We start from the raw sequence: 25,874 nt of genomic DNA, 5'->3' as shown, positions 1-25,874 counted from the left end.
ACTCAAAACGCCGTATAGCCGCCGTCGATCACGAACGTATCCGCGGTGTGGTACGACGACGCCTTGCTCATCAGATATACCGCGATGCCGCCGAAATCGCTGGCCTCTCCGAAACGCCGCACCGGAATGCGCGGCATCACGTTGGCCACGAACTTCTCGTTGGCCATCAGGCCCGAGGTCATGTCGCTCTTGATCCAGCCGGGCAGGATCGCATTCGCGGTGACGCCGTGGCGCGCCAGCTCGACGCCGAGCGCGCGGACCAGCGCGTTGATTGCGGCCTTGGTCGCGGCATAGTGCTCGTTGCGCGCGGTGCCGAAGATCGAGGCGAGGCTCGAGGTCGCCACCAGCCGGCCGAAGGGATCGCCCGCCTCGGCGCGCTGGGTCATGTGTTTTGCGGCCGCCTGGAACGCGTGGAACACGCCGTCGAGATTGGTCGCAAACATCGTGCGCCATTCGTCCTCGGTGCGCTCGATGAAGGAGCGACGGCCGCCGCCGCCGATACCGGCATTGGCGAAGCAGCCGTCGACCCGGCCGAATGTGTCGAGCGTGGCCTTCATCGCGGCATTGACCGAGGCCGGGTCGGTGACGTCGCAGACCCGCGCGTCGACCTTGCCTGATAACCCCGCCAGGCTCGCGGCAGCGGCCTTGTTCTTGTCAGGATTGCGACCCCAGATCGAGACATTGCAGCCCTGGCCGGCGAGCGCGTGTGCGATGCCGAGCCCGATGCCGCCATTGCCGCCGGTGATCACGGCGACCCGGCCTGAAAGGTCGAAAAGGTTCATGGCGCGTTTCCTTGTTTTTGCTTGGCGCGCATCAGCCGCTGCGCGCAAGATTGCTTGCTATGCTCCGATCACCATGGACAAGACCGCGCCAAAAATCAAATATGCGCCCCGGCAAAAGCAATTCCGGTCTACGAAACTGACACAGGCCGCAACTCACGAGGAAACCATGCAGTTCAAACACGTCACGCTCGATCTCGATGGTTCGGTCGCGATCCTCAAGCTCGACCATCAGGAGGTGATGAACGCGGTCTCCGTGGACATGCTGGGCGGTCTCGCGGAAGCGCTCGACGCGGTCGAGGAGAAGAAGGACGAGGTGCGCTGCGTCGTGCTGACGGGCGCGGGGCGGGCGTTCTGCACCGGCGCCAATTTGCAGGGCCGCAACAACCAGTCGAAGAAGACCAAGGCCGGCCTGACGCTCGAGACCGGCTTTCATCCCTTCCTGCGCCGCATCCGCAATCTGCATTGCCCGATCGTGACTGCGGTCAACGGTCCGGCGGCCGGCGCCGGCATGAGCTTCGCGTTGCTCGGCGACATGATTTTATGCGCGCGCTCGTCCTATTTCCTGCAAGCCTTCCGCCGTATCGGCCTCGTGCCGGATTGCGGCTCGACCTGGCTCTTGCCGCGGCTGATCGGCAAGGCGCGCTCGATCGAATTGTCGCTGATGGGCGAGCGACTTCCCGCCGAGAAGGCGCTGGAATGGGGCCTCGTCAACCGCGTCTATGATGACGGCGTGCTGATGGAGGAGGCGATGAAGCTTGCGCGCGACCTCGCCAGCGGCCCGACGATCGCGCTGTCGCTGATCCGCAAGCTGTACTGGGACAGCCCGGAGAATTCCTTCGAGGATCAGCTCAATCTCGAATTCCAGTGCCAGCTCCGTGCCGGCGACACGGATGATTTCCGCGAAGGCGTCGGCGCGTTCCTGGAGAAGCGCCCTGCGCAGTTCAAAGGCAAATGATCGAGGCTGAGCTTTCCCGCAGCGTTGCGCGCTGGTGCGAGGGGGCGACCGGCGTGACCGGCGCGGCCAAGCTGTCCGGCGGCGCCAGCCAGGAGACCTGGCGCTTCGACATCGTGCATCCCGACGGGCCGATCGGTGCGATCTTGCGCCGCTCGCCGAAAGGCTATGGCGCGGCGCCGACGCGCGCGGCGGGTCTTGCCGCCGAAGCGCAGCTGATGCAGCTCGCATTCGAGGCCGGCGTGCCGTCGCCGCGCGTGATGCATGTGCTGACGCCAGACGACGATCTCGGTACCGGCTTCATCATGCAGCGCGTCGAGGGCGAAACCATCGCGCGCAAGATCCTGCGCGACGACGAGTTCGCGGCGGCGCGGCCGCTTCTCGCAAGGCAGATCGGCGGCGTACTCGCGAAGCTGCACAGGCTGCCGCGGGACAAATTGCCCGAGCTGCGCAGCCGGTCCGCGACGGCGGAGATCGCCGAGTTCGAGCGCGACTATCGCAGTCTGGACTGGCCCAAGCCGGTGTTCGAATTGGCGCTGCGCTGGCTGCGCGACCACGATCCGGGCCCGTCGGCCGAGACCACGCTGGTGCATGGCGATTTCCGCAACGGCAATCTCATCATCGGTGCCGACGGCGTGCGCGCGGTGCTGGACTGGGAGCTCGCCCATCTCGGCGATCCCATGGAGGATCTCGGCTGGGTCTGCGTGAACTCCTGGCGCTTTGGCGAGATCGACAAGCCAGTCGGCGGCTTTGGCTCGCGTGAGGAGCTGTTCGCCGGCTATGAGGCGGCTGGGCGCAAGGTCGATTCATCGCGTGTCAAATTCTGGGAAGTGATGGGCACGCTGCGCTGGGGCATCATGTGCGGCGGCATGATGCAGCGCTTTCGCGAAAGTCCGGACCATTCGATGGAACGCGCCATGATCGGCCGTCGCGCTTCGGAGACCGAGATCGATCTGTTGCGGCTGCTGGCGCCGCGGGGGAGTTGACCATGCAGGACGAGCCGACCCCGATCGAGCTGACCAAGTCAGTCGCCGATTTCCTCCGCAACGACATCACGCCGCTGATCTCCGGCCACCAGGCCTTCAAGCTGCGCGTCGCCATCAACATCCTCGATCTCGTCACACGGCAGTTGACGCGGGACGAGGGGGGCGAGGCGAAAGAGGTGGAGCGGCTGCGAGGGTTGCTCGGCATGGACGGTTCGGTCACCGACCTGAACCGCGCACTCGCCGAGCGAATCGCCAAAGGCGAGGTCGATCTGGCAACGCCGGGCCTTGCCGAGCATCTGTGGCAGACGACGATGGACAAGCTTGCAGTCGACCAGCCGAATTATGCATCGTACAAGCGCGAGCTTTCAAGAGACGGGTAGGGCGCAGCCCCATCCTCCGTCATTGCGAGCGCAGCGAAGCAATCCAGAGTCGTTCCGCGGAGACAGTCTGGATTGCTTCGCTGCGCTCGCAATGACGAGGAGAGAGACCGCCCTACTTCCCCACCCATTTCGGCGGCCGCTTCTCCGCAAACGCCTTCGGTCCCTCGATGTAGTCCTGCGAGGCCGCCATCGCCTTCACCGCCGGATACTCCCGCTGCTCCTCGATCGCCTGCTCCAGCGACACGCCGAGGCCCTTCTGGATCGCCTGCTTCGAGCCGCGGATCGACATCGGCGAATTCTTGGTGATCATCTCGGCCCAGCGCATCGCGGCCGTGAGCGCCTCGCCCTGCGGCACCACCTCGTTGACGAAGCCGAGTTCGAGGCCCTCCTTGGCGCTGACATGGCGCGCGGTCAGGATCATGCCCATGGCGCGCTTCAACCCGATCTGCCGCGGCAGCCGGTGCAGGCCGCCGGCGAGTGCGGCCAGCCCCACGCGCGGCTCGGGCAGCGCGAAGGTCGCGTTCTCCGAGGCAATGATGAGGTCGCAGGCGAGCGCAATCTCGAAACCGCCGCCCATGGCGACGCCGTTGACCGCGGCGATGATCGGCTTGTCGCAGTCGAAGCGCGCGGTGAGGCCGGCAAAGCCGCCCTTGTCCCAGCCGCGCTTGCCGCCGGCCGCCTGCCATTTCAGATCGTTGCCGGCGCAGAACGCCTTGTCGCCGCTACCCGTGACGATCGCGATCCACTGCTCGGGATCGGCGGAGAAATCGTCAAATACCTTTTGCAGCTCGAAATGCGCGTCGGTGTGCAGCGCGTTGTAGACCTCGGGCCGCGACAGCGTCACGATCGTGATCGGCCCCTTACGTTCCACCTTGGAAAATTCCAGCTCCATCGCGCGCTCCCGCAGTTTCTCGTGAAGGAATATTGCCGGAATACTACCGCGCCTCCGCGCTAGGGCACCATCGAATTGCGCAATGCGCCTTGCGCATTCGGCACGCCTCCCATTGCTTGACTTGCGCGCGCTCTTCTCACCTTAATCGTGCGAAGCAAAGCTGCGCCCAGCGCCTTAACACAAAACGAAAAAACACCCGGGAGAGAGCCGTGGATTTCTCATTGCCTGCCGATCTCGTCGCCTATCTCGCGGAGCTCGACCGTTTCATCGAACGCGAGGTCAAGCCGCTGGAAGAGGCCGATGATAATATCCGCTTCTTCGATCATCGTCGCGAATGGGCCCGCACCGATTTCGAAAATGGCGGGCTGCCGCGGCACGAATGGGAAGCGCTGCTGCGCAAGGCGAAGGATCTTGCCGATGCCGCCGGTCATTTGCGCTTTGCGGTGCCGAAGCAATATGGCGGTAAGGATGGCTCCAACCTCTGGATGGCGGTGATCCGCGAGCACTTTGCCGCCAAGGGGCTCGGTCTGCACAACGATCTCCAGAACGAGCACTCCATCGTCGGCAACTTTCCCGTCGCCACCATGCTGGATCGCTACGGCCGCGACGACCAGAAGGCGATGATCGACGGCTCGATCAAGGGCAAGTACCGCATCACCTTCGGCCTGACCGAGCCAAACCACGGTTCTGACGCCACCCACATGGAAACGCGCGCGGTGCCGGCGACCCGCGACAACGTCAAGGGCTGGATCATCAACGGCGAGAAGATGTGGACCACCGGCATGCACGTCGCCACGCATTGCGCGCTGTTCGCGCGCACTGGCGGCAATGACGGCGACGCGCGCGGCATCACCTGCTTCCTGGTCCCGGCCAAGAGCAACGGCGTCAAGATCGAAGAGTATATGTGGACCTTCAACATGCCGACCGATCATCCCCGCGTCAGCTTCACCGACGTGTTCGTTCCCGAGGACGCGCTGTTCGGCGAGGTCGGCCGCGGCCTGTCGCTGGCGCAATGTTTTGTCCATCAGAACCGCATTCGGCAGGCGGCGAGTTCGTTGGGGGCAGCGGTCTACTGCATCAACGAGAGCGTGAAGTATGCGCGCGAGCGAAAACCGTTCGGCAAGGCGCTGGCCGAGAACCAGGCGATCCAGTTCCCGCTGGTCGAGCTGGCGACCCAGGCCGAGATGCTGCGCCTGTTGATCCGCAAGACCGCCTGGGAGATGGACAAGCTCACCGAGGAGCAGATCGAGCGCACGCTCTCCGACCGCGTCTCGATGTGCAACTATTGGGCAAACCGCCTGTGTTGCGAATCCGCCGACCGCGCGATGCAGGTCCACGGCGGCATGGGCTACTCACGCCACAAGCCGTTCGAGCACATCTACCGCCACCACCGCCGCTACCGCATCACCGAGGGCAGCGAGGAGATCCAGATCCGCAAGGTGGCGGGATTTTTGTTCGGCTATATGGGGCCGGGGAAGCATTAGCAGTTATCGCGAGGTCTCTCCCCCGGAGTCGTCCCGGCGAAGGCCGGGACCCATAAGCCAGGGAGGGGTTTGGGGTGAGCCGGTAATCGTGAGCCTTCGCCAAACTGCGTTCGGTGGTTATGGGTCCCGGCCTTCGCCGGGACGACGATGTGGATATAGCGGGCCTAATTCACCCTTCTATCCTTCCCCGCCCAGTACGGCTCGCGCAACTGCCGCCGCAAAATCTTGCCTGACGGATTGCGCGGCAGCGCAGGTAGGAACTCCACGCTCTTCGGCGTTTTGAATCCCGCGATGCGCTCGCGGGTGAAGTTGATGATGTCGGTGGCGGTCGCCTGCTTGCCGGGCTTCATCACCACGACGGCCTTCACCGCCTCGCCCCATTTGTCGTCGGGGATGCCGATCACGGCAGCTTCCGCGACGTCGGGATGATCGTACAGCGCGCTCTCGACCTCGGCCGGGTAGATGTTCTCGCCGCCAGAGATGATCATGTCCTTGATGCGGTCGTGGATGTAGAGATAGCCGTCTTCGTCCATGTAGCCGGCATCACCCGTGCGCAGCCAGCCGTCGCCGCGCAGCGTCGCGGCGGTCGCTTCCGGCAGGTTCCAGTAGCCGGCCATGTTGGAGCCCGAGCGCGTCGCGATCTCACCGACCTCGCGCGGCGGCAGCGGCTTGCCGTCGACATCGAGGATCGCGATCTCGACGCCCGGCAGCGCCTTGCCGGCCGAGCGCATCCGCTCCAGCCCCTCGACATGATCTTCCGGCGGCAACGCGACGATCGTGCCTGTCGTCTCCGTCATGCCGTACATCTGCACAAAACCGCATTTGAAGATCTCGATGCATTCCTTCAGCAGCGCCGCTGGGATCGGCGAGGCGCCGTACAGCATGTACTTCAATCGCGAGAAGTCCACCGTCTTGGCTCGCGGCTGCCGCACGACGAACTGCATCGCGGCGGGCACCATGAACAGCTTTGTGATGCCTGATAGCTCGAAGAAATCCAGCACCTTGGTCGGATCGAACTCGCGCGCGATCACGCCGCGGGCGCCGTGGTAGAGTCCCATCACGCCCCAGCCGGAGCCGCCGATGTGGAAGATCGGCATCGCGACCAGCGACACATCGTCGGTCGACCACCGGTTCCACTCGGGCTTGTCCTCGGCATTGCCGGTCTGCACGAGGTTGAGGAAGTTCGCATGCGACAGCATCGCGCCCTTCGGCTTGCCCGTCGTACCCGACGTGTAGAGCTGGATCGCGATATCTCGAGTCGCGATCGGCACCTTGGGATCGTCGCCACTCTGTGCATCGCGCCACGCCGCAAAGTCAGGCCATTCCGGCGCGCCGCCTTCGGTGGTGATGACGCTGCGCACGCCCGGCAACTGCTCCTTGATCTGGCGGACCTGGGTGATGAACTCAGGTCCCACGAACAGCACCGGCGCGTTGCAGTCGCTCACGATGAAGGCGACCTCGGGCCCCGCGAGCCGCCAGTTCACCGGCGCCATCACCACGCCGGCCTTCATGGCGCCCATCAGCAGCTCGAAATAGACATCGCTGTTCTTGCCGAGGTAGGCGATGCGCTCGCCCTTGTTCACACCCATTGCGATCAGCGCATTGGCCACTTTATTCGTCTTGACGTCGAATTCGGCAAAGCTGGTGGCGCGCCCCTCGAACTCGAAGGCGATGGCGTCACCGCGGCTCGTCGCGCGCTCGCGCACCATGTCGGCGAGATTGGCCAATGGCTGTGTGGTGGACATGTCTCTCCCGTGACGTCTTGTTTTTATGGTGCGGAGTGTGGCGTCATCCGCGGGCGATGACAAGACGGGGGAAGGTACGCCATGGCTTCAACGCAGTCGTCCTGGCGAAAGCCAGGACCCATAGCCACAAAACGCAATTTGGCGAAGACTGGCCATGACCAATCTTCGCCAAAAAACATTCGGTGGTAATGGGTCCTGGCTTTCGCCAGGACGACTACGGAGAGAGCCTCACCCCCGCTTCGCCCGATCCTTTTCGTTCTGCGCCATGATGCTCTCGCGCGCGGTTTTCCAGTCGTCGTCGCTCCAGTCGCGGAGCTGGTAGAAATTGCCGCCCATGGCGAGCGCCTGCGCGCCGTCCATGGCGATGGTCTCGCCGGAGATCCAGTCGCAGCCGCCGGAGATCAGGAACACCGCGACGTTCTGCAATTCCTCCATGGTGCCGACGCGGCCCATCGGGTTCATCGCCTTGGTGCGCGCGCCGGCTTCGTCACCGGGCTTGATGCGCTTGCTCATGCCCTCGGTCGGGATCTCGCCCGGCGCGATCGTGTTCAGCCGGATGCCGTAGCGGCCCCACTCGGTGGCGAGCGACATCGTCATGGCATGGATCGCCGACTTGCTCATCGCCGACGGCACCACGTAAGGCGAGCCGTTGCGCACCCAGGTCGTGGTGATCGAGACGACGTTGCCGGGCTGCTTCAACGCGATCCAGCGCTTGCCGACCGCCTGCGTCACGTAGAACGTACCGTGCATGACGATGTTGGCGACCGCGTCGAAGCCGCGCGGCGACAGCTCCTCGCTGCGCGAGATGAAATTCCCGGCGGCGTTGTTGATGAGGTCGGTGAGGGGGCCGTCGCGAAAGATGGTCTCGATCATCTCCTCGACCGCGAGCGCGTTGCGGATATCGACGCCGTGGCTGGTCACGCGGCCGCCATACTCGGCCATCAGCTCGGTCGCGGTTTCGTCGCAGACGATCTTGCGCCGGCCGCAGATGTGCACCTCCGCTCCGAGCTGCAGAAAGCGCGCCGCCATCGACTTGCCGAGCCCGGTGCCGCCGCCGGTCACGAGGATGCGTCGTCCCGCCAGAAGATTTTCCTTGAACATGGCTGTTTCCCCTGTCGCGATTGTCGGTTAATTGATCAATTGACTAAATCCGGACGCCGTCGTCCTGTAAAGCGGCACCGAACAAGAACAGCAGGGAACCAGGGGAGAATTCATCCATGGAAGAGCGCGTCTCGATCTCGATCTCGGAAGGCGTCGCCGATGTTCGGCTGGTGCGCGCGGACAAGATGAATGCGCTGGATCAGGCCATGTTCGAGGCGCTTGTTGCCGCAACGGATCGGCTTTCGAAGGAAAAAGGCGTGCGCGTCGTGGTGCTGTCCGGCGAGGGCCGCGCCTTCTGCGCCGGTCTCGACATGGGGCGTTTTGCCGCCATGAAGGAGAAGGGCGGCAACGGAATTCCGGGTGGCGAAAATCGCGACCTCACCAAACGCACGCACGGCCAGGCAAATTTTGCGCAACAAGCGGTGTGGGGCTGGCGACAGCTTCCCGTGCCGGTGATCGCCGCGATCCAGGGCGTCGCCTTCGGCGGCGGCTTCCAGCTCGCGCTCGGCGCCGACATGCGCTTCCTCACGCCCGATGCGCGGATGTCGGTGATGGAAATCAAATGGGGTCTGGTGCCCGACATGGCGGGCACGCCGATCCTGGCCTCGCTCGTGCGCGACGACGTCTTGCGCGATCTCACCTACACCGGCCGCATCTTCTCGGCGCAGGAGGCGATGGCTTACGGTCTCGCCACGCGCATCTGCGACGACCCGCACGCGAGCGCCCTCGAAGTCGCGCGCGAGATCGCGGGAAAAAGCCCCGATGCGATCCGCGCCGCGAAACGCATGCTCAACAATCTCTCGGTCGATCCGGGCCCGGCGCTGCTCGCCGAGTCCGTCGAGCAGCAGAAGCTGATCGGCAGCGCGAACCAGACAGAGGCGGTGCGTGCCAATCTGGAGAAGCGCGCGCCGAGGTTTGCGGACTGACTCAGACCTCATCCCGAGGAGCCGCGAAGCGGCGTCTCGAGGGATGGGCCACGGGCTCTCATGGTTCGAGATGGCGCTGCACGCCGCCTCACCATGAGGGGCAACTTCGAAGAACAAAGAAAAACAACAATGAGCGAAACGTCAAATTTCCTCGGCGTCGTCTCCGGCGAGCGCAGCCGCTCCCATGCCGAGGTCGCTGATCGCGCCGACCGCATCGCGAGCGGTCTCAGCCAGATCGGCGTCAGGCAGGGCGATTGCGTCTGCATGCTGATGCGCAACGACATCGCCTTCATCGAAGCCGCTTACGCCGCGATGCGGCTGGGCGCCTATGGCGTGCCGATCAACTGGCACTTCAAGCCGGAGGAGATCAATTACATCCTGAACGACACCGGCACATCCGTGCTGATCGGGCATGCCGACATGCTGCATGCCTTGCGCGATGCGATCCCGAAAGGCGTCACCGTGCTCAGCGTGCCGACGCCGCCGGAGATCCTGTCCAGCTACAAGATCGATCCCGATCATCTGAAGACGCCGGATTTCGCGATCGATTTCGAATCCTGGCTTGCGCAGCACCAGCCCTATGACGGTCCGATCGTGCCGCAGCCCATGAACATGATCTACACCTCGGGCACGACAGGCCATCCCAAGGGCGTACGGCGCAATGCGCCGACGCCGGAACAGGCGGCTGCCGGCGAGCGCATGCGCGCGATGATCTACGGGCTGAAGCCCGGCGCCCGCACGATCCTGCCGGGTCCGCTCTATCACTCCGCGCCGAACTCGTTCGGCATCCGCGCCGGAAAACTCGGCGGCGCACTGGTGCTGATGCCCCGCTTCGAGCCCGAGGAATTTCTCGAGCTGATCGAGCGCTACAAGATCGACACCATCTTCATGGTGCCGACCATGTTCATCCGCCTGATGAAGCTGCCGGAGAACGTGCGCAAGCGATATGACGTCTCCTCGCTGCGCCATATCATCCATGCCGCAGCACCCTGTCCGGCGGACGTCAAGCGCGCCATGATCGAATGGTGGGGGCCGGTGATCTACGAATTCTACGGCTCGACCGAATCCAGCGCCGTCACCTTCGCGACCTCCGAGGACGCGCTGAGGAAGCCCGGCACCGTCGGCAAAATATCGCCCGGCGCCGAGCTGCGCTTCGTCGGCGATGACGGACGCGTGCTGGGCGTGGGCGAGATCGGCGAGATCTACTCGCGCATGGTCGGGATGGCCGATTTCACCTATCACAACAAGCCGGAGAAGCGCGCCGAGATCGATCGCGACGGCTTCATCACCTCGGGCGACGTCGGCTATATCGACGAAGAGGGCTACGTCTTCATCTGCGACCGCAAGCGCGACATGGTGATCTCGGGCGGCGTCAACATCTATCCGGCCGAGATCGAATCGGTGCTGCATGCCGTCCCCGGCGTGCATGATTGCGCGGTGTTCGGCATCCCCGATGCCGAGTTCGGTGAGGCGCTGATGGCCGTGGTCGAGCCGCAGCCGGGCATCGCGCTCGACGCCGGCGATATCCGCGCGCGGCTGAAGACCTCGCTCGCCGACTACAAGGTCCCAAAGCACATCGAGATCCGCGCCGGGCTGCCGCGCGAAGATTCCGGCAAGATCTTCAAGCGCCGCCTGCGCGATCCCTATTGGGAGCAGGCGGGGCGGAAGATCTGACGGTGCGTAGTGCGTAGCCCGGGTGAGCGAAGCGATACCTGGGATAATAAGACCCGGATGTCGCTTCGCTCATCCGGGCTACACGAGCCCGCGAATACGTGAGCGGCTTCATGGACCGCAACCTCGCTCATCGTGCTATATAGACGGGATCATCGACCTCTGGATCATCCCATGGCTCCCGTTTCCATCCTGCTCAACCTGCTCTGGATCCTCATCGGCGGCGCCTGGATGGCGCTCGGCTGGCTGGTCGCCGCGGTCATCATGGCGGTCACGATCATCGGCCTGCCCTGGGCGCGGGCGGCGTTCAACATCGCGGTCTACACGCTGATGCCGTTCGGCTCGCGGGCGGTCAGCCGCTATGAGGTCACCGGCATGAGCGATATCGGCACCGGCCCGCTCGGGGTGATCGGCAACATCATCTGGTTCGTGCTGGCCGGCTGGTGGCTGGCGCTCGGCCATCTGCTCACCGCCCTGGCCCTCGCGATCACCATCATCGGCATCCCCTTCGCCTGGGCCCACCTCAAGCTCGCCGGTATCGCGCTCTGGCCGATCGGCAAGGTGATCGTGCCGGCTTAGGGGAGTTCGTAAGCGTCCCCGCGGCACATCCTTCGAGACGCCCGCCGCTGGCGGGCCCTCAGGATGAGGGCGGAACGGGTGGCTGCACCTGCAACTAATCCCGACGCAGTTCAGCCTCATCCTGAGGAGACCGCGAAGCGGTCGTCTCGAAGGACGAGGCGCTTGCTCGGGCCGTGGGATGGGTAGAGCGCCAGCGAAACCGCAATGCGTCAAATTTCATTGCAACTTTTTCCCGACCTCATTGTTGAAGAACGGGGGCGGACGCGGCCGCAATGTGCCGCGACTGGCTGGCCCTTGATCTCATTCTTATCGGGAGGCGATTGCATGAAGTGGCTTTGCTTGGTCGGCGTTGTGGCGGGAGCCGTTGCTTTGATACCCTCACCTTCTGTTTCGGCGATGCCTGTTGCCAAGCCGGGCGCACTGGGCGCGTCTCAGACTGACACCATCGAGGTCAAGGGCGGCCACGGACATGGCGGTGGCCACGGGTGGGGTCATCGCGGCGGCCGTGGTCATCATTACGGCTGGGGCAGAGGCCGAGGCCATCATTATGGCTGGCGGCACCATCACCACTGGTAAGCGTCAGTTTTGTCCCGAGATCGGAGTTGGTGATCACGTTTAATTCGGACCGCGAAGCACATCCGGGAGCTTGATCACCAACTAAGCTCGCAGGATGGGTAGAGCGTCAGCGAAACCCATCAGTCCGTTTGCCGATGTCGAAGCATGATGGGTTTCGCAAGGGCTCCAGATTAAGACGACGATGCGATCCCTTGTTCCAACAACACTCTGGCTGCCTCGCGGTTAGCCTCGACGATGGCGGGATCACGCGTTGACTGTGCGATCACGAGCGAGCCTTCGAACAGCGACAGGATCTGGATCACGGCCCTTTCGGGTTTGCTCAATGACAAGGGCTCAATGAGTAACGCAACGAAGTCGTGCAACTTCAAAAAATACGCTGCGATGGTCGCCTCTACGCCCGGCGAGTTTGCCTCCGGGCCGAATTCGGCCATGCCTTTCGCGAACGGACAGCCGCGGAACGAAGGCGCAAGGAGCGGTTGTTCGAGTGCATCGAAAACAGCGAGAACGCGCTCCACTGGCGTGAGACCGGCTCGCTCGGTGGAGGTCGAAAGCATCTGAAACCAAACGGCGCTCTTGTAGCGCAGGTAGGTGGCGATGAGGTCGGCCTTCGAGGGAAAGTGCTTGTAGAACGTCATCTTGGCCACGCCGCTTTCGGCGATGATCCGGTCGATTCCGACAGAGTTGATGCTGAACCGGTAAAACAGGTCGGACGCCGTCTTCAAAATGCGCTCGCGCGGGGCGAGCGCATCGAGCGGTTGAATATCCACGTCCACGAAATCAAGCACCGTGCCCATCGATCGTCCTTAACCCAGCCGTTTGCGTCACTGGACAGACTATTCTGTCAACTTAGAGATTGCAAAGACATACAGGTCTGTCTATACACCCGTCGTCCCTTGGATTTCAGAGAAAGATCATGAGATGAGCGGAAAAGTTGTGGTTGTGACGGGTGCGAGCAGTGGTTTTGGAAAACTCACCGCCTTGGAACTCGCAAGGCGGGGGCACACGGTGGTTGCTACCATGCGCGATGTCGCAGGAAGAAATAGCCGTGTTCGCGACGTGCTTGTCGAAGTGGCAAAGGCTGAAGGGCGTGCGCTCCAGGTCCTCGAGATGGACGTCGCCGACGAACAATCCGTCAACGCCGCGACCGCGGATGTCATCCGGCAGCACGGCAGGGTCGATGCCCTGGTCAACAACGCCGGAATGATGCCCGTCGGCGTCACGGAAGCCTATACCGTCAAGGATATCGAAGCGCAGTTCGCCGTGAACTTCTTCGGCGCCGTTCGCACCGATCGTGCCGTTCTGCCGCACATGCGGGCCGCCGGCAGCGGCGTCCTCGTCCATGTCACGTCGCTCATGGGTCGGGTGGTCTTCCCGTTCTTCGGTGTCTATTCCGCCAGCAAGTTCGCGCTCGAAGCGCTTGCGGAAGCCTATCGCTACGAGCTTTCGAGCTTCGGCGTCGATTCGGTCATCGTCCAGCCAGGCCCGTTCCCGAGCAACCTTCTTCCGTCCAGCCCGGAAGCATCCGACCAGGCCGTGCTGAAAACCTATGGCGGTGTTGCCGCGATCCCAGGTCAGATCAAGCAGCACTCCAACGATGGAAACGATCCGCAGAATCCGCCACAGCCCCAGCGCGTCGCGAATGCAATCGCGCAGCTGGTCGAGGCCACGGAACGGCGGCCTCTGCGGACGGTCGTGATGCCCGAAGGCATGGATTTCGGCGTCGAGCGCCTGAACGAGGCCGTCGCCCCGATCCAGAACGATCTCCTTCGCGCGCTCGGCATGGCGAGCATGATTTGACGGGAAGGCGATAAGCACACTGTCAGTTCGTAGGAAGGATAGAGCGTGAGCGAAACTCATCAATCCGTCCGCCGATGACGGGGCATGATGGGTTTCGTAACGGCTCAACCCACCCTACGCGCTGCAATTTCAACGAAACCCGACGTGGCTCAGCCTCATCCTGAGGAGACCGCGAAGCGGTCGTCTCGAAGGACGAGGCGCTTGCTCAGCTCGTAGGACGGGTAGAGCGCATGCGAGAACGTTCTACCTTGAACGACGCGCGACTTGGATTGCTGTATCGATCAGAGATGCTGCAACTTCCTTGCCGAACGTGTTGATGGTGATTGGACCGTCATCGGGCACGCTAACATCAAAGAGCACACCCCCGTCGTCCGAAAGGATTTCCATACGAATGCCGTCAAAGTCGACATCGCTCGCCCATCGATATTTCACAGTTCGGTTCTCGACTGTCAGCGTTCCCATGCTGAGTGCTTATCAAAATGCGCGATTCAAGCAAATCCGTGGGGGACGGGCCGCTTGGAAATGGCAGAGTGGGAGATTGCAGCTTCACAGTACCAGAGCCGACACACGCTCAGGCACCGCGTCCACCATCCCTCGCGTTGCCTGACGGGCAAAACACGCCACATGCACGTCAAGCACAAGACCGTCTAATATTCTGATTGACCGAATTCATCTCTTCGGGTAAACCGCAAAGCATCCCGGCCCGCTAAAAAGGGCGTTTCGCGATCGTCACGATACGTGAGCCGGGACGCGATGGACGCGGCAGCGCCGGCGCGTGACGAGGTGGCAGGGCGGGCGACCCCCGTGAGCCATCGCGATCCGCGCGAACGACCCGGCGCGGTCACAGCGGTTCTTTTCGGCTTCGGGAGCGAGCACGCGCAAGCTTCCGGAGGTCCGGGGAGGGACGTCCGCGGACGGCAAAAGCGTGTGGTCCTGACGCCCGGGGTCTGTGCGTCAAGGCTTGCGGTGATGTGCGGCCCGACCGGGTGCGCGCATCGTTCATCCGCAAGGCGACGGGGGCAATAGTGCATCGCTCCCCGGGGAGAGCGCGCCATAAGCCGTAAAACCATTGCGCAGGGAAGGCCGGATGTTCCGGCATCACCTGTGGTCACCCCCGCGTGCGTTTTTCGCGTGCGGACCCTGGGTGCCAGCCGGCGCCCGGCCTTCCCTGCGCCCTTCCTTTGCGATGAGGGCGAAACGGACAGCAAAACTCGGGCGCTCGCGCCGCGAGACCGCGAATGTATGTCTGCGCCCGTCAGCAAGGCGCATTCCCACCCATGATCGGTGATGTTGCCGCGCCGCCCCCAACTTCATCTTGCGCTGCGGCAAAAAACTTGCACACTCGGCTGAGCCGGGCAATCAAGTGAGCTCGACAAGGGGAGCGAGCCAATGTCCCTCCAGACCATATCATCCGACAGCGCCGATCAGCGCCCCAACCGCCCCGAGGACGTCCTGGCGCTGGAGGCAGATGCGCGGCTGCGAGACGATATCCGCCTGCTCGGGCGCATCCTCGGCGACACCGTGCGCGACCAGGAGGGGCCTGAATTGTTCGATCTGGTCGAGCGCATCCGGCAGACCTCGATCCGATTCCACCGCGATGAGGACCGGCTCGCCCGTCGCGAGCTCGAACAGATCCTCGACAGCATGTCGACTTCGGAGACCGTGCGGATCGTCCGCGCCTTCAGCTATTTCTCCCACCTCGCCAACATCGCCGAGGATCAGAACAACATCCGTCAGATGCGCGCCAACAAAGGCGGCGGCTCCGGCGTGCTGGCCGAGACGCTTGCCCATGCCAGGGCGGCGGGCATCGGCGCCGATGCCCTGCGCAATTTCTTCAAGAGCGCGCTGGTCAGCCCGGTCCTGACCGCGCATCCGACCGAGGTCCGCCGCAAGAGCACGATGGACCGCGAGATGGAGGTCGCCGCCCTGCTCGATCGTCGCGAGCGCGTCGCGCTGACGGCGGAGGAGGCCGCCGCCAGCGACGAGCAGCTCCGCCGCGAGGTGCTGACGCTGTGGCAGACCAACCTGCTGCGCCGGACCAAGCTCACCGTGCTCGACGAGGTCGCCAACGGCCTGTCGTTCTACGATTACACGTTTCTGCGCGAGGTGCCGCGGCTGGTCAACACGCTCGAGGACCGGCTGGAGGAGGGCGGCGAGCAGGCGGCCGGCGAGCTCGCCTCGTTCCTGCGCATGGGCAGCTGGATCGGCGGCGACCGCGACGGCAATCCCTTCGTCACCGCCGACGTGATGCGCGGCACGCTGCGGCTGCAGTCGAGCCGGGTGATGCAATTCTATCTCAATGAGCTGCATGTGCTCGGCTCCGAGCTGTCGATCGCAGCGCATCTCGCCGACGTCTCCGAGGAGCTGCGCACGCTGGCGGAGCGCTCGCCCGATACCTCGCCGCACCGGAGCGGCGAGCCGTATCGCCTCGCGGTCTCTGGCATCTATGCGCGCCTGACCGCAACGGCCGAAATGCTTCAGGTCGAGATCACGCGCCGGCCGGTCGGCAAGGGCGCGCCGTATGACAGCGTCGGGGAGTTCAAGGCCGATCTCGACGTGCTGCACCGCTCGCTGATCTCCAACAACGCCGGCGTCATCGCCCGCGGCCGGCTGCGGCGGCTGCGCCGTGCGGTGGACTGCTTCGGATTCCATCTGGCCCGGCTCGATATCCGGCAGAATTCGGCGGTGCACGAGCGCACCATTGCCGAGCTGATGGACGCCGCCAACCCCGGCATGTCCTATCTCGCGCTCGGCGAGGACGCGCGCATCTCGCTGCTCACCAACGAGCTGCGCTCGACGCGCTCGCTGGTGTCGCCATTCGTCAAATACAGCGACGAGACCATGGGCGAGCTCAATGTCTTCCATGCGGCCGCGGAGGCGCACGCGAAGTTCGGCTCGGATGCCATCCCCCAATGCATCATCTCGATGTGCAAGAGCATGTCCGACATGCTCGAGGTCGCGGTGCTGCTGAAGGAGGTGGGGCTGGTGCATCCCTCCGGGCGCAGCGCCATCAACATCGTGCCGCTGTTCGAAACCATCGAGGATTTGCAGGCGTCTTCCACCATCATGGACCGCATGCTCTCGCTGCACGATTACCGCCGGCTGGTCGACAGCCGCGGCAGCGTGCAGGAGGTCATGCTGGGCTATTCCGACTCGAACAAGGACGGCGGCTTCGTCACTTCGGGCTGGGAGCTCTACAAGGCTGAGATCGGCCTCGTCGATGTGTTCGAGCGCCACGGCGTGCGCCTGCGTCTGTTCCATGGCCGCGGCGGTTCGGTCGGCCGCGGCGGCGGCCCGAGCTACGATGCCATCGTCGCCCAGCCAGGTGGTGCGGTGAACGGCCAGATCCGCATCACCGAGCAGGGCGAGATCATCTCGTCGAAATATTCCAACGCCGAAGTTGGCCGCAACAATCTGGAGATCCTTGCCGCCGCGACTCTGGAGGCGAGCCTGTTGCATCCGCGCCAGAGCGCGCCGCGTCGCGAATATCTGACCGCGATGGACGAGCTTTCAAGTCTCGCCTTCAAGGCCTACCGCGGCCTCGTCTACGAGACCGACGGCTTCGTCGATTATTTCTGGGCGTCCACCGTCATCAACGAGATCGCGACGCTCAACATCGGCAGCCGTCCGGCCTCGCGCAAGAAGACCCGCGCGATCGAGGATTTGCGGGCGATCCCCTGGGTGTTCTCCTGGGCGCAATGCCGCCTGATGCTGCCCGGCTGGTACGGCTTTGGCAGCGCCGTCGAGCAATGGATCGCGGAGCATCCCGACAAGGGCATGCCGTTCCTCAAAGAGCTCTACAAGGAATGGCCGTTCTTCCGCATGCTCTTGTCGAACATGGACATGGTGCTGGCGAAAAGCTCGATCGCGATCGCCTCGCGCTATGCCGAGCTCGTGCCCGACGAGGCGCTCCGCGAAAAAATCTTCGGCCGCATCCGCCGCGAATGGCATTCCTGCATCGAGACGCTGCTGGACATCATGGGCCAGGACCGGCTGCTGCAAGGCAACCCGCTGCTGGAGCGCTCGGTGCGTCACCGCTTCCCCTATCTCGACCCGCTCAACCACGTGCAGGTCGAGCTGCTGAAAGAGCATCGCGCGCAGAACCCGGATGAGCAGGTGCTGCGCGGGATTCAGCTGACGATCAACGGGATCTCGGCGGGGCTGAGGAACACGGGGTAGTTCACGGCGGCCACATCCTCAGTCGTCATGCCCGGGCTTGTCCCGGGCATCCACGTTCTCAGTGCCGCGCGTCAAGTCGTGGATGGCCGGGACAAGCCCGGCCATGACGAGTGGAGAGGGCGGTGTCCCCTCAACAGAAATGCGCGCCCTGCGTTTCCACATACACCGCATAGAGCGACTGGCTCGCGGTCATGAACAGGCGGTTGCGCTTCTTGCCGCCGAAGCAGACATTGGCGCAGGTCTCGGGCAACAGGATCTGCCCGATGCGCGCGCCGTCGTTCGGCGCGAACACCTGCACGCCGTCATAGCCGGGTCCGACCCAGCCGGCGCCGACCCAGATGTTGCCCTCGGTGTCGACGCGCAGCCCGTCGGGGAAGCCTGACTTGCCGTCGAGCGTCATGTCGATCAGCTTCTTCGGGTTCGACAGCTTCGCCCCATCGATGTCGTACGACCACACCACGTTCTTGGCTTCAGGATAATGCGTGATGCCGGTGTCGCAGACATAGAGCTTCTTGTAGTCGTGACTGAAAGCGATTCCGTTCGGCTTGAACGGCTCGTCGGCCACCTTCGCGACCTGGCCGCTCTGCGGATCAATGCGATAAACCGCTTCCTTCTGATGCGGCTGCAGCGAGCCGGTATTGGCAAGCTTGCCCTCGTAGATACTGATCGCGCCGTAGCCGGGATCGGTGAACCAGATCGCCTTGTCGTTGGGATGCACCACCATGTCGTTGGGACCGTTGAGTGGCTTGCCGCCGGCCTGCTCGGCCAGCGTCGTCACCGAACCGTCGTGCTCGTAGCGGACGAGCCGGGTGCGCTCGGCGCTGAGCTGGCGCCCCTCGGTGTCGAACGAATTGCCATTGGCCTCGTTCGACGGCTTGTGGAACTGCTCGGAGATGTGGCCGTCGTCGTCGAGGTAGCGCAGCTGCCGGTTGGCCGGGATGTCGCTCCAGACCAGATATTGCCCTTGCGCATTCCACGCCGGCCCTTCCGCCCACAGGCAGCCGGTATAGAGCCGCTTGATTGCGGTGTTGCCGACCTTGGCCTTGAAGCGCTGGGGATCGATGGCGATGATGTCAGGGTCGGGATAGCGCTGCGGCTCGGCGCTGGCGCCGAAGTCGCGGGCGTCCGCGCGTGAGGCGAGCAGGGCGGATGCGGCGACGGTCGCGGCGCCCTTGAGCAGCGCACGGCGGGCGAGGCCGCTGCTTGCAGTCGTGTCGTCGGAGTTGGTCAGTATTCTTGTCATGGTTTCCTCCCAGAGTTGTGTTGGGAGGAAATGATCCGTCAGCAATCGGGCGTAAAGCGGAGCGATCTCCGGACTCAGATAACCGGAGATCGCAGGGCAGAAATGCCGGAAATGCGGCCAGGCGAGATCCTTACACGGGATCCCACGGGAAGATATCGGCGGAGCGGTCGAGCTTGTAGAACGAGCCCTTCAGCGCCGGCATGCCGTGTTCCGCGATCGATTGCGGCGTCCAGCCTTCGCTGCGATGGACCGAGCGCAGCGGACGGTTCTGGCTGAACAGGAACAGCTCGTTCATGCGTGCGCCAAAGATCTGCCCGGAGACGTCCTTGGCGGCATCGGAGAGCAGATAGGCGCAGACCGGCGCGATCTTCTCCGGGCCCATCTGCTTGATCTTCTCGACGCGCGCCTTCTCGGCTTCGGTCTCGGTCGGGATGGTGCCGATCATGCGGGTCCAGGCGAACGGCGAGACGCAGTTGGAACGGACGTTGAAGCGGCCCATGTCGAGCGCAATCGACTTCGACAGGCCGACGATGCCGAGCTTGGCGGCGGCGTAATTGGCTTGCCCAAAATTGCCGATCAGGCCGGAGGTCGACGTGAAGTGCACGAAGGAGCCGCTCTCCTGCTCGCGGAAGATCCGCGCCGCGGCGTGGCTGACGTAGAACGAGCCCATCAAATGCACCTTGATGACGGCCTCGAACGCTTCCACGCTCATCTTGTGGAAGATCATGTCGCGAAGGATGCCGGCATTGTTGACCACGCCGTCGAGCCGGCCGAAATGATCGGTCGCGGTCTTCACGATCTTGCTCGCCGGGATCGCTTCGGCCACCGACTCGAAATTGGCGACGGCGGTGCCCCCGCGCTTCTTGATCTCCTCGACCACTTCCTCGGCGGGCGCGGCGCTGGTGCCGGCGCCGTCAGCGGCGACGCCGGGATCGTTGACGACGACCTTGGCACCCTCGCCAGCGCAGAGCAGCGCGATCTCCCGCCCGATGCCGCGGCCTGCGCCGGTGACGATGATGACCTTGTCTTGCAGTGATTTCGTCATGTGGATTCTCCTGTTGTCTTACCTCGCCCCGCTTGCGGGGAGAGGTCGGATCGCATCGAAGATGCGATCCGGGTGAGGGGGGACTCTCCGCGAGTCCGAGTGTGTGGAAGCAGCCCCTCACCCCAACCCTCTCCCCGTAAGAACTGGGAGAGGGAGAGGCGAGCAGCTCATTACCTCTCGTTCGTAAACACGATCGTGCCCGACGCGGCGAACATGCCGCCGACGCCGTGGCACACCGAAATCTTCGCATTCGCCACCTGCGCCGGCGCAATGCCGCGCATCTGCCGCACGCTCTCCTGAAGCGCATACATGCCGTACATGCCCGAATGCATGTAGCTCAATCCGCCGCCATTGGTGTTGAGCGGAAGCTTGGACCCAGGCCGCGTGTTGCCGTCGGCGATGAACTTTCCGGTCTCCTCGTGCGGCATGAAGCCGAGATCGCCGAGGCCGAACAGCGGCAGATGCGCAAACGCGTCGTAGATCATGAGATGGTCGACGTCCTTGTGCGCGATACCGGCCTCCCTGAACGCCAGCGGTCCCGCGGTCTTGAACGCGCGAGAGGAGTTGAACGTCTCCATCTGGCTGACCATCGGCGTCTCCACGCTCTCGCCGGTGCCCATGATGTAGACCGGCTTGCGCGGAAAATCCTTGGCACGGTCCGCCGAGGTCAGGATCAGCGCGCCCCCGCCGTCGGTGACGAGGCAGCATTGCAGCAGGCGGAACGGGTAGGCGATCATGCGCGAGTTGAGGACGTCTGCGACCGTGATGGGATCCTTCATCATCGCGCGCGGATTCTTCGCCGCCCATTCCCGCTGCACCACCGCGACCGAGGCGAGCTGCTCGTGCGTGATGCCATAGGTCTTCATGAAGCGCAGCACGGGGATCGGGAACATGCTGGGCGGGCCGTAGACGCCGAACGGCGCCTCGAACTGGCCTTGCAGGCTGTCGGCGGGAATCGAGCGCGGCGCCTTGCCGATCATCGACTTGCCGCTCTCGGCATGGGTGATCAGCACGGTCTTGCACAGGCCGGCCTCGATCGCCGCGGCGGCATGGCGGACGTGCAGCATGAAGGAGCAGCCGCCGACCGAGGTGCCGTCCACCCAAGTCGGTTTGATGCCGAGATAGTGGCAGACCTGCTGCGGTGTCTCGACCGCGGTGGCGAAGCCGTCGATGTCCGACAGCTTCAGTCCGGCATCGGCGATGGCATTGAGTGCCGCATCCGCGTGAAGCTGGAGCTGCGAGGCGTTGGGGATGACACCGAGCTCGGTGGTCTCGGCCGCGCCGACGACGGCGACCTGATTGCTGCGCATGGGCTTACCCCTTCGCCGGACGGAATACGGGGAGGGTGATCTTGTCGTCGAGCGCCTCGAAGGCGACCTCGAGCTTCATGTCGAGCTCGAGCGCCTCCGGTGTCTGCGGACAGTCGATGATGTTGCTCATCATCCGCGGCCCCTCGTCGAGCTCGACTACGGCGATGGCGTAAGGCGGCGTGAAGCCGGGCGCGGCGGGACGGTGGTTGATCACGTAGCTGTAGAGAAAGCCTTTGCCGCTCGCCTTGAAGACGCTGACCTTGCGCGAGGCGCAGGACGGGCAGAACGGGCGCGGCGGGAAATAGACATGCGCGCAGGCGTCGCAGCGCTGCAGGCGCAACTCGCCCGCCTTGGTGCCGTCCCAGAAATGCTGGGTCTCGGGCGTCGGTTTCGGTCGCGCGCGCTGCGGTTCGGCCATCTCGGCAGGTCCTCCCAAGGCCAAGCTTAGCCCGGCTGTTGCGATCTTGATGCGACAATCGACCATGGCGCGTCAACGGTCCAGCAATGCGCATGCATGCCATCATGCGCACAATGCTTGTGTCGAACTGAGGCAGCGCTATACATTGCGCGCAAATATTCCGTGAGACAGACATGCCTGATTTTTCGACACTGACGAAGCTCGCCGAAGACCTCGAAAGCGGCCGCACCAGCTCCCGCAAGCTGGTCGAGGCTTGCATCGCCAAAATCGCCGATCCGGCCGGCGAGGGGCAGCGCGCCTTCATCCATGTCGACAAGGACGCCGCGCTTGTGGCGGCGGATGCGATGGACGGTTTGCGCAAGGTGAAGGCGGCGCCGTCGCGCTATGCCGGTATCCCGGTCTCGATCAAGGATCTCTTCGACATCAAGGGGCAAGTGACGCGCGCCGGCTCCCGCGCGCTGGATGATTCCTCGCCGGCCGAACAGGATGCCCCCACGGTTGCGCGGCTGCGCAAGGCCGGCTTCGTCGTGATCGGGCGCACCAACATGACCGAGTTCGCCTATTCCGGCATCGGTATCAATCCGCATTACGGCACGCCGAAGGGCGCCTGGAACCGGGCCGAGGGCCACGTGCCCGGCGGCTCGTCCTCGGGCGCCGCGGTCTCCGTGCTCGACGGCATGGCGCATGGCGCGCTCGGCACCGATACCGGCGGCTCCTGCCGGATTCCGGCGGCCTATAACGGCATCGTCGGCTACAAGCCGACACAGCGGCGCGTGCCGCTCGACGGGGCTGTGCCGCTGTCGTTCTCGCTCGACAGCATCGGGCCACTGGCACGATCGGTCAGTTGCTGTGCCATTCTCGATGCGGTGCTCGCGAACGAGCCGATCGCCCCGCTGAAGCCGCGCCCGGTCAAGGGCATGCGGCTGGCGGTGCCGACCACGATCGCGCTCGACGACCTCGACGCGGCTGTGGCCGGGACATTCGAGCGGGCGCTCAAGAGCCTTGCCGATCACGGTGCGATCATCGAGCGCATCGAGATGGCCGAATTCCACGACATCGGACCGATGAACGCCAAGGGCGGCTTTGCGGCTTCCGAAAGCTACGCCTGGCATCGCTATCTCCTCACGTCCAAGGGCGACGTCTACGATCCCAGAGTCTCCGTGCGCATCATGCGTGGCGAGGCGCAGAGCGCGGCGGACTACATCGATCTTCTCCACGAGCGCCGCTCGCTGATCGCCCGCGTCAATGCGCGCATCGCGCCCTATGACGCGCTGGTGCTGCCGACCACCGCCAACACGCCTCCGAAAATTTCGGACCTTGCCGACGACAAGGCATTCACCAGGGAAAACCTGCGGGCGCTCCGCAACTGCACCCTGATCAACATGATCGACGGTTGCGCCATCTCGCTGCCTGCGCATCGCGAGGGCGAGATTCCCGTCGGCCTGATGCTGGCGGGCGCGGGCGGATCGGACCGCCGTATCTTCGAGCTTGCTGCCGGCATGGAGGCTGTAATTCGTGTTTGACCTGACTTTCACCGTCGACGCCCAGGACACCACCACGCCGCTGACGCTGGCGATCGACCAGATGGTCATCGCCGGCTGGACCGGCCGCGATCCGGTCGCGCGCGACAAGCACATTGCCGAGCTGCAGGAGATGGGTATCGCCCCGCCGGCGTCGACGCCGATCTACTACCGCGCCTCGGCACGGCGCCTGACGATGGAAGACAGCATCGAGTGCGCCGGCGGCGATTCCAGCGGCGAGGTCGAATTCGTGCTGATCGGCTGGCAGGGGCGTATTTTCGTCGGCTGCGGCTCCGACCACACAGACCGCAAGGTCGAGGCCTACAACGTCACGGTGTCCAAGCAGATGTGCGACAAGCCGGTCGCATCCACGCTGTGGGAGCTCGAGGACGTCATCGGCCATTGGGACAGGATGATCCTGCGCTCCTGGGCCACCATCAAGGGCGAGCGCGTGCTCTACCAGGAGGGCACGCTCGACGCGATGCTGCCGGTCGCTGACTTGATCGCGCGTGGCTTCGAGGGAGGGAAATTTCCCGACGGCTGCGCCATGTTCGGCGGCACGTTTGCGGCGAAAGGCGGTATCCGCCCCGCCGACCGTTTCGATTTCGAGCTGGAAGACCCCGTGCTGAAGCGCACGATCAAGCATGGGTACGACGTGGTGACGTTGCCGGTGAGGGGCTGATACGCCTCCGCACCGTCATCGCGAGCGAAGCGAAGCAATCCAGATTGGTTCCGCGGTGGCAGTCTGGATTGCTTCGTCGCAAGAGCTCCTCGCAATGACGGGGAGAGAGAGACGGAAATCGGGTGGTAGAGGACGGGGCGGTCCTGCGAAGGTCAGAACCATGACAGCAACAGCACGCAAATCGCCTCAATCCCCGACAGCCGACCTCGCCGCCCATGTCGATACCCTGGACTGGCCCCAGATCACCGCCGAACTCGACACCCACGGCTGCGCGCTCCTGAAGGGCCTGCTCACGCCGGACCAATGCCGCGCCGTCGCTGCGCTCTATCCCGGCGACGCCAACTTCCGCAGCCGCATCGTCATGGGCCGCCACGGCTTTGGCCGCGGCGAGTACAAATATTTCTCCTACCCGCTGCCCGATCTGATCGCGCAATTGCGCCCGGCGCTCTACGCGCATCTCCAGGGCATCGCCAATCGCTGGAACGAGGCGATGGGGATCGACATCCGCTATCCCGCCGAACACGCGGCGTTTCTGCAGCGCTGCCACCAGGCCGGGCAGGCGCGGCCGACGCCGCTGCTGCTGCAATACGAGGCGGGCGATTTCAACTGCCTGCATCAGGATCTCTATGGCGAGCACGTGTTCCCGCTCCAAGTCGCGATCCTCTTGTCCGAGCCCGGCCGCGATTTCACCGGTGGCGAGTTCGTGCTGACCGAGCAGCGCCCGCGCATGCAGTCGCGTGCCGAGGTGGTTCCGCTCGCGCAGGGCGACGCCGTGGCCTTCGCTGTGCATCACCGTCCGGTCCAGGGGACACGCGGCACCTACCGCGTTAATCTCCGCCATGGCGTCAGCCGGATTCGCTCTGGCCAGCGCCACACGCTGGGTGTGATCTTCCACGATGCGAAATAAACGCTGCCGCTGATGGCGGATTTGTTCGATAGCGTTGCCGAAGCCCAGCCGTCGCGCGAGCAGATCGCCGACGGCGCTGTGCTGTTGCGCGGCTTCGTCAAGCCGATCGAGAGCGAGTTGATCGAAGCCGTGCGCGCCATCGTGGCGCAGTCGCCGTTCCGGCGCATGACCACGCCCGGCGGGCATCTGATGTCGGTCGCCATGACCAATTGCGGCGAGCGCGGCTGGATCACCGATCATACCGGCTATCGCTATGATCCCATCGACCCGCGAACCGGGGCGCCGTGGCCGGCGATGCCGCCGGTGCTCCGCGATCTGGCGTTGCGCGCCGCGGAGCAGGGCGGCTTTACAGGCTTTGCGCCCGATGCCTGCCTCGTCAACCGCTACGAGCCCGGCACACGACTGTCGCTGCATCAGGACAAGGACGAGCTGGATTATTCGGCCCCGATCGTCTCGGTCTCGCTCGGCCTGCCTGCGACTTTCCTGTTCGGTGGCCTGGCACGCAGCGACAAGCCGCGCCGCTTCCGCTTGGTGCATGGGGATGTCGTAGTTTGGGGCGGGCCCAGCAGGCTCGCCTATCACGGCGTCGCGCCGCTCGCAGACGGCGAGCACGCGCTGCTGGGGCGGAAGCGGATTAATTTGACGTTCCGAAAGGTCCGCTGACGCGTTTCCTCGCAGCCGCCGCTCGTCTAAGCTTCC

The 25,874-nt window shown here is 64.3% G+C and carries 24 protein-coding genes; 14 read left to right on the top strand and 10 right to left on the bottom strand.

Annotation, left to right across the window (positions count from 1 at the left end; translation table 11 throughout):
• Positions 1–2: 2 nt before the first annotated feature.
• Entirely contained in the window at positions 3–782 is a 780-nt protein-coding gene (locus AC0L20_RS13185; RefSeq protein ID WP_456765269.1) for an SDR family NAD(P)-dependent oxidoreductase, read from the bottom strand.
• A gap of 166 nt (positions 783–948) precedes the next feature.
• Here AC0L20_RS13185 and AC0L20_RS13180 point away from each other — a divergent pair, with 166 nt between their 5' ends.
• Genes AC0L20_RS13180 through AC0L20_RS13170 form a run of 3 tightly spaced genes read left to right on the top strand, consistent with a single transcriptional unit; the run spans position 949 to position 3,100 of the window.
• Positions 949–1,737 carry an enoyl-CoA hydratase/isomerase gene (locus AC0L20_RS13180; protein WP_473288870.1) on the top strand — a complete coding sequence of 263 codons (789 nt, stop codon included), beginning with the start codon at positions 949–951 and terminating at the stop codon, positions 1,735–1,737.
• Positions 1,734–2,720 (top strand): phosphotransferase family protein, encoded by a 987-nt coding sequence (locus AC0L20_RS13175; RefSeq protein WP_473288869.1) that lies wholly within the window; start codon positions 1,734–1,736, stop codon positions 2,718–2,720. Before AC0L20_RS13180 ends, AC0L20_RS13175 begins: the two co-directional genes overlap by 4 nt.
• Positions 2,721–2,722: 2 nt before the next feature.
• Positions 2,723–3,100, top strand: coding sequence for a DUF6285 domain-containing protein (locus AC0L20_RS13170; protein WP_473288868.1), 378 nt, complete (start codon positions 2,723–2,725; stop codon positions 3,098–3,100).
• A 112-nt stretch (positions 3,101–3,212) separates the two neighbouring features.
• Here the strand turns inward: AC0L20_RS13170 and AC0L20_RS13165 are convergent, their stop codons facing one another.
• The gene (locus AC0L20_RS13165) at positions 3,213–3,992 is read right to left on the bottom strand and encodes an enoyl-CoA hydratase-related protein (protein ID WP_473288867.1); all 780 of its coding nucleotides are present in this window, start codon (positions 3,990–3,992) and stop codon (positions 3,213–3,215) included.
• A 209-nt stretch (positions 3,993–4,201) separates the two neighbouring features.
• Here AC0L20_RS13165 and AC0L20_RS13160 point away from each other — a divergent pair, with 209 nt between their 5' ends.
• Positions 4,202–5,476: an acyl-CoA dehydrogenase family protein gene (locus AC0L20_RS13160; RefSeq protein ID WP_473288866.1), complete on the top strand. Its 1,275-nt coding sequence runs from the start codon at positions 4,202–4,204 to the stop codon at positions 5,474–5,476.
• A 164-nt stretch (positions 5,477–5,640) separates the two neighbouring features.
• Here the strand turns inward: AC0L20_RS13160 and AC0L20_RS13155 are convergent, their stop codons facing one another.
• Together AC0L20_RS13155 and AC0L20_RS13150 are read right to left on the bottom strand one after the other, a co-directional pair.
• Positions 5,641–7,221 (bottom strand): fatty acid--CoA ligase, encoded by a 1,581-nt coding sequence (locus AC0L20_RS13155; RefSeq protein WP_473288865.1) that lies wholly within the window; start codon positions 7,219–7,221, stop codon positions 5,641–5,643.
• A 228-nt stretch (positions 7,222–7,449) separates the two neighbouring features.
• Positions 7,450–8,322 carry an SDR family oxidoreductase gene (locus AC0L20_RS13150; RefSeq protein ID WP_456765262.1) on the bottom strand — a complete coding sequence of 291 codons (873 nt, stop codon included), beginning with the start codon at positions 8,320–8,322 and terminating at the stop codon, positions 7,450–7,452.
• Positions 8,323–8,438: 116 nt separating this feature from the next.
• On the opposite strand from AC0L20_RS13150, the gene AC0L20_RS13145 reads away from it, so the two are divergent.
• From AC0L20_RS13145 to AC0L20_RS13130, 4 genes are all read left to right on the top strand, one after another.
• A complete protein-coding gene (locus AC0L20_RS13145) occupies positions 8,439–9,248 on the top strand; it encodes a crotonase/enoyl-CoA hydratase family protein (protein ID WP_473288864.1) in 810 nt (269 codons plus the stop codon).
• A 129-nt stretch (positions 9,249–9,377) separates the two neighbouring features.
• A complete protein-coding gene (locus AC0L20_RS13140) occupies positions 9,378–10,922 on the top strand; it encodes an acyl-CoA synthetase (protein ID WP_473288863.1) in 1,545 nt (514 codons plus the stop codon).
• A gap of 171 nt (positions 10,923–11,093) precedes the next feature.
• Positions 11,094–11,498, top strand: a complete 405-nt coding sequence (locus tag AC0L20_RS13135; RefSeq protein ID WP_473288862.1) for a YccF domain-containing protein — start codon at positions 11,094–11,096, stop codon at positions 11,496–11,498.
• Positions 11,499–11,967: 469 nt separating this feature from the next.
• Entirely contained in the window at positions 11,968–12,117 is a 150-nt protein-coding gene (locus AC0L20_RS13130) for a hypothetical protein (RefSeq protein WP_473288861.1), read from the top strand.
• 127 nt (positions 12,118–12,244) lie between these two features.
• On the opposite strand, the gene AC0L20_RS13125 is transcribed toward AC0L20_RS13130, so the two are convergent.
• On the bottom strand, positions 12,245–12,868 hold the full coding sequence (locus AC0L20_RS13125; RefSeq protein ID WP_473288860.1) for a TetR/AcrR family transcriptional regulator: 624 nt from the start codon (positions 12,866–12,868) through the stop codon (positions 12,245–12,247).
• A 124-nt stretch (positions 12,869–12,992) separates the two neighbouring features.
• Between AC0L20_RS13125 and AC0L20_RS13120 the strand changes: the two genes are divergently transcribed.
• On the top strand, positions 12,993–13,871 hold the full coding sequence (locus AC0L20_RS13120; RefSeq protein ID WP_473288859.1) for an SDR family oxidoreductase: 879 nt from the start codon (positions 12,993–12,995) through the stop codon (positions 13,869–13,871).
• A gap of 243 nt (positions 13,872–14,114) precedes the next feature.
• Here AC0L20_RS13120 and AC0L20_RS13115 read toward each other — a convergent pair whose 3' ends face one another.
• Positions 14,115–14,333 (bottom strand): hypothetical protein, encoded by a 219-nt coding sequence (locus AC0L20_RS13115; protein ID WP_027516815.1) that lies wholly within the window; start codon positions 14,331–14,333, stop codon positions 14,115–14,117.
• Positions 14,334–15,260: 927 nt separating this feature from the next.
• On the opposite strand from AC0L20_RS13115, the gene ppc reads away from it, so the two are divergent.
• Positions 15,261–18,050, top strand: coding sequence for a phosphoenolpyruvate carboxylase (gene ppc, locus AC0L20_RS13110; protein WP_473288858.1), 2,790 nt, complete (start codon positions 15,261–15,263; stop codon positions 18,048–18,050).
• A 130-nt stretch (positions 18,051–18,180) separates the two neighbouring features.
• On the opposite strand, the gene AC0L20_RS13105 is transcribed toward ppc, so the two are convergent.
• The 4 genes from AC0L20_RS13105 to AC0L20_RS13090 form a co-directional block, all read right to left on the bottom strand.
• Positions 18,181–19,293: an SMP-30/gluconolactonase/LRE family protein gene (locus AC0L20_RS13105; protein ID WP_473288857.1), complete on the bottom strand. Its 1,113-nt coding sequence runs from the start codon at positions 19,291–19,293 to the stop codon at positions 18,181–18,183.
• Positions 19,294–19,423: 130 nt separating this feature from the next.
• Positions 19,424–20,338: an SDR family oxidoreductase gene (locus AC0L20_RS13100; protein ID WP_007593675.1), complete on the bottom strand. Its 915-nt coding sequence runs from the start codon at positions 20,336–20,338 to the stop codon at positions 19,424–19,426.
• A gap of 170 nt (positions 20,339–20,508) precedes the next feature.
• Positions 20,509–21,648, bottom strand: coding sequence for a thiolase C-terminal domain-containing protein (locus AC0L20_RS13095; RefSeq protein ID WP_473288856.1), 1,140 nt, complete (start codon positions 21,646–21,648; stop codon positions 20,509–20,511).
• 4 nt (positions 21,649–21,652) lie between these two features.
• Complete coding sequence (locus AC0L20_RS13090) at positions 21,653–22,066, bottom strand: Zn-ribbon domain-containing OB-fold protein (RefSeq protein WP_200495202.1); 414 nt, start codon at positions 22,064–22,066, stop codon at positions 21,653–21,655.
• Positions 22,067–22,239: 173 nt separating this feature from the next.
• Between AC0L20_RS13090 and AC0L20_RS13085 the strand changes: the two genes are divergently transcribed.
• From AC0L20_RS13085 to alkB, 4 genes are all read left to right on the top strand, one after another.
• Complete coding sequence (locus tag AC0L20_RS13085; protein ID WP_473288855.1) at positions 22,240–23,589, top strand: amidase; 1,350 nt, start codon at positions 22,240–22,242, stop codon at positions 23,587–23,589.
• Positions 23,582–24,268, top strand: a complete 687-nt coding sequence (locus AC0L20_RS13080; RefSeq protein ID WP_473288854.1) for a DUF2848 domain-containing protein — start codon at positions 23,582–23,584, stop codon at positions 24,266–24,268. Before AC0L20_RS13085 ends, AC0L20_RS13080 begins: the two co-directional genes overlap by 8 nt.
• A 160-nt stretch (positions 24,269–24,428) precedes the next feature.
• Positions 24,429–25,175 carry a 2OG-Fe(II) oxygenase gene (locus tag AC0L20_RS13075; protein WP_456765248.1) on the top strand — a complete coding sequence of 249 codons (747 nt, stop codon included), beginning with the start codon at positions 24,429–24,431 and terminating at the stop codon, positions 25,173–25,175.
• Positions 25,176–25,184: 9 nt separating this feature from the next.
• Positions 25,185–25,838 carry a DNA oxidative demethylase AlkB gene (alkB, locus tag AC0L20_RS13070; protein ID WP_473289052.1) on the top strand — a complete coding sequence of 218 codons (654 nt, stop codon included), beginning with the start codon at positions 25,185–25,187 and terminating at the stop codon, positions 25,836–25,838.
• The last annotated feature ends 36 nt before the right edge of the window (positions 25,839–25,874 follow it).

Source organism: Bradyrhizobium sp. Kon58, assembly GCF_055807455.1.
The sequence above is the reverse complement of the archived record's forward strand: the minus strand, read 5'-3'. Positions and strand labels throughout refer to the sequence as shown.

Coding starts and splice junctions, on each gene's coding strand:
- AC0L20_RS13185 (WP_456765269.1), bottom strand. CDS start 782: ATGAACCTTTTCGACCTTTCAGGCCGGGTCGCCGTGATCACCGGCGGC.
- AC0L20_RS13180 (WP_473288870.1), top strand. CDS start 949: ATGCAGTTCAAACACGTCACGCTCGATCTCGATGGTTCGGTCGCGATC.
- AC0L20_RS13175 (WP_473288869.1), top strand. CDS start 1,734: ATGATCGAGGCTGAGCTTTCCCGCAGCGTTGCGCGCTGGTGCGAGGGG.
- AC0L20_RS13170 (WP_473288868.1), top strand. CDS start 2,723: ATGCAGGACGAGCCGACCCCGATCGAGCTGACCAAGTCAGTCGCCGAT.
- AC0L20_RS13165 (WP_473288867.1), bottom strand. CDS start 3,992: ATGGAGCTGGAATTTTCCAAGGTGGAACGTAAGGGGCCGATCACGATC.
- AC0L20_RS13155 (WP_473288865.1), bottom strand. CDS start 7,221: ATGTCCACCACACAGCCATTGGCCAATCTCGCCGACATGGTGCGCGAG.
- AC0L20_RS13150 (WP_456765262.1), bottom strand. CDS start 8,322: ATGTTCAAGGAAAATCTTCTGGCGGGACGACGCATCCTCGTGACCGGC.
- AC0L20_RS13145 (WP_473288864.1), top strand. CDS start 8,439: ATGGAAGAGCGCGTCTCGATCTCGATCTCGGAAGGCGTCGCCGATGTT.
- AC0L20_RS13140 (WP_473288863.1), top strand. CDS start 9,378: ATGAGCGAAACGTCAAATTTCCTCGGCGTCGTCTCCGGCGAGCGCAGC.
- AC0L20_RS13135 (WP_473288862.1), top strand. CDS start 11,094: ATGGCTCCCGTTTCCATCCTGCTCAACCTGCTCTGGATCCTCATCGGC.
- AC0L20_RS13130 (WP_473288861.1), top strand. CDS start 11,968: ATGGCGGTGGCCACGGGTGGGGTCATCGCGGCGGCCGTGGTCATCATT.
- AC0L20_RS13125 (WP_473288860.1), bottom strand. CDS start 12,868: ATGGGCACGGTGCTTGATTTCGTGGACGTGGATATTCAACCGCTCGAT.
- AC0L20_RS13120 (WP_473288859.1), top strand. CDS start 12,993: ATGAGCGGAAAAGTTGTGGTTGTGACGGGTGCGAGCAGTGGTTTTGGA.
- AC0L20_RS13115 (WP_027516815.1), bottom strand. CDS start 14,333: ATGGGAACGCTGACAGTCGAGAACCGAACTGTGAAATATCGATGGGCG.
- ppc (WP_473288858.1), top strand. CDS start 15,261: ATGTCCCTCCAGACCATATCATCCGACAGCGCCGATCAGCGCCCCAAC.
- AC0L20_RS13105 (WP_473288857.1), bottom strand. CDS start 19,293: ATGACAAGAATACTGACCAACTCCGACGACACGACTGCAAGCAGCGGC.
- AC0L20_RS13100 (WP_007593675.1), bottom strand. CDS start 20,338: ATGACGAAATCACTGCAAGACAAGGTCATCATCGTCACCGGCGCAGGC.
- AC0L20_RS13095 (WP_473288856.1), bottom strand. CDS start 21,648: ATGCGCAGCAATCAGGTCGCCGTCGTCGGCGCGGCCGAGACCACCGAG.
- AC0L20_RS13090 (WP_200495202.1), bottom strand. CDS start 22,066: ATGGCCGAACCGCAGCGCGCGCGACCGAAACCGACGCCCGAGACCCAG.
- AC0L20_RS13085 (WP_473288855.1), top strand. CDS start 22,240: ATGCCTGATTTTTCGACACTGACGAAGCTCGCCGAAGACCTCGAAAGC.
- AC0L20_RS13075 (WP_456765248.1), top strand. CDS start 24,429: ATGACAGCAACAGCACGCAAATCGCCTCAATCCCCGACAGCCGACCTC.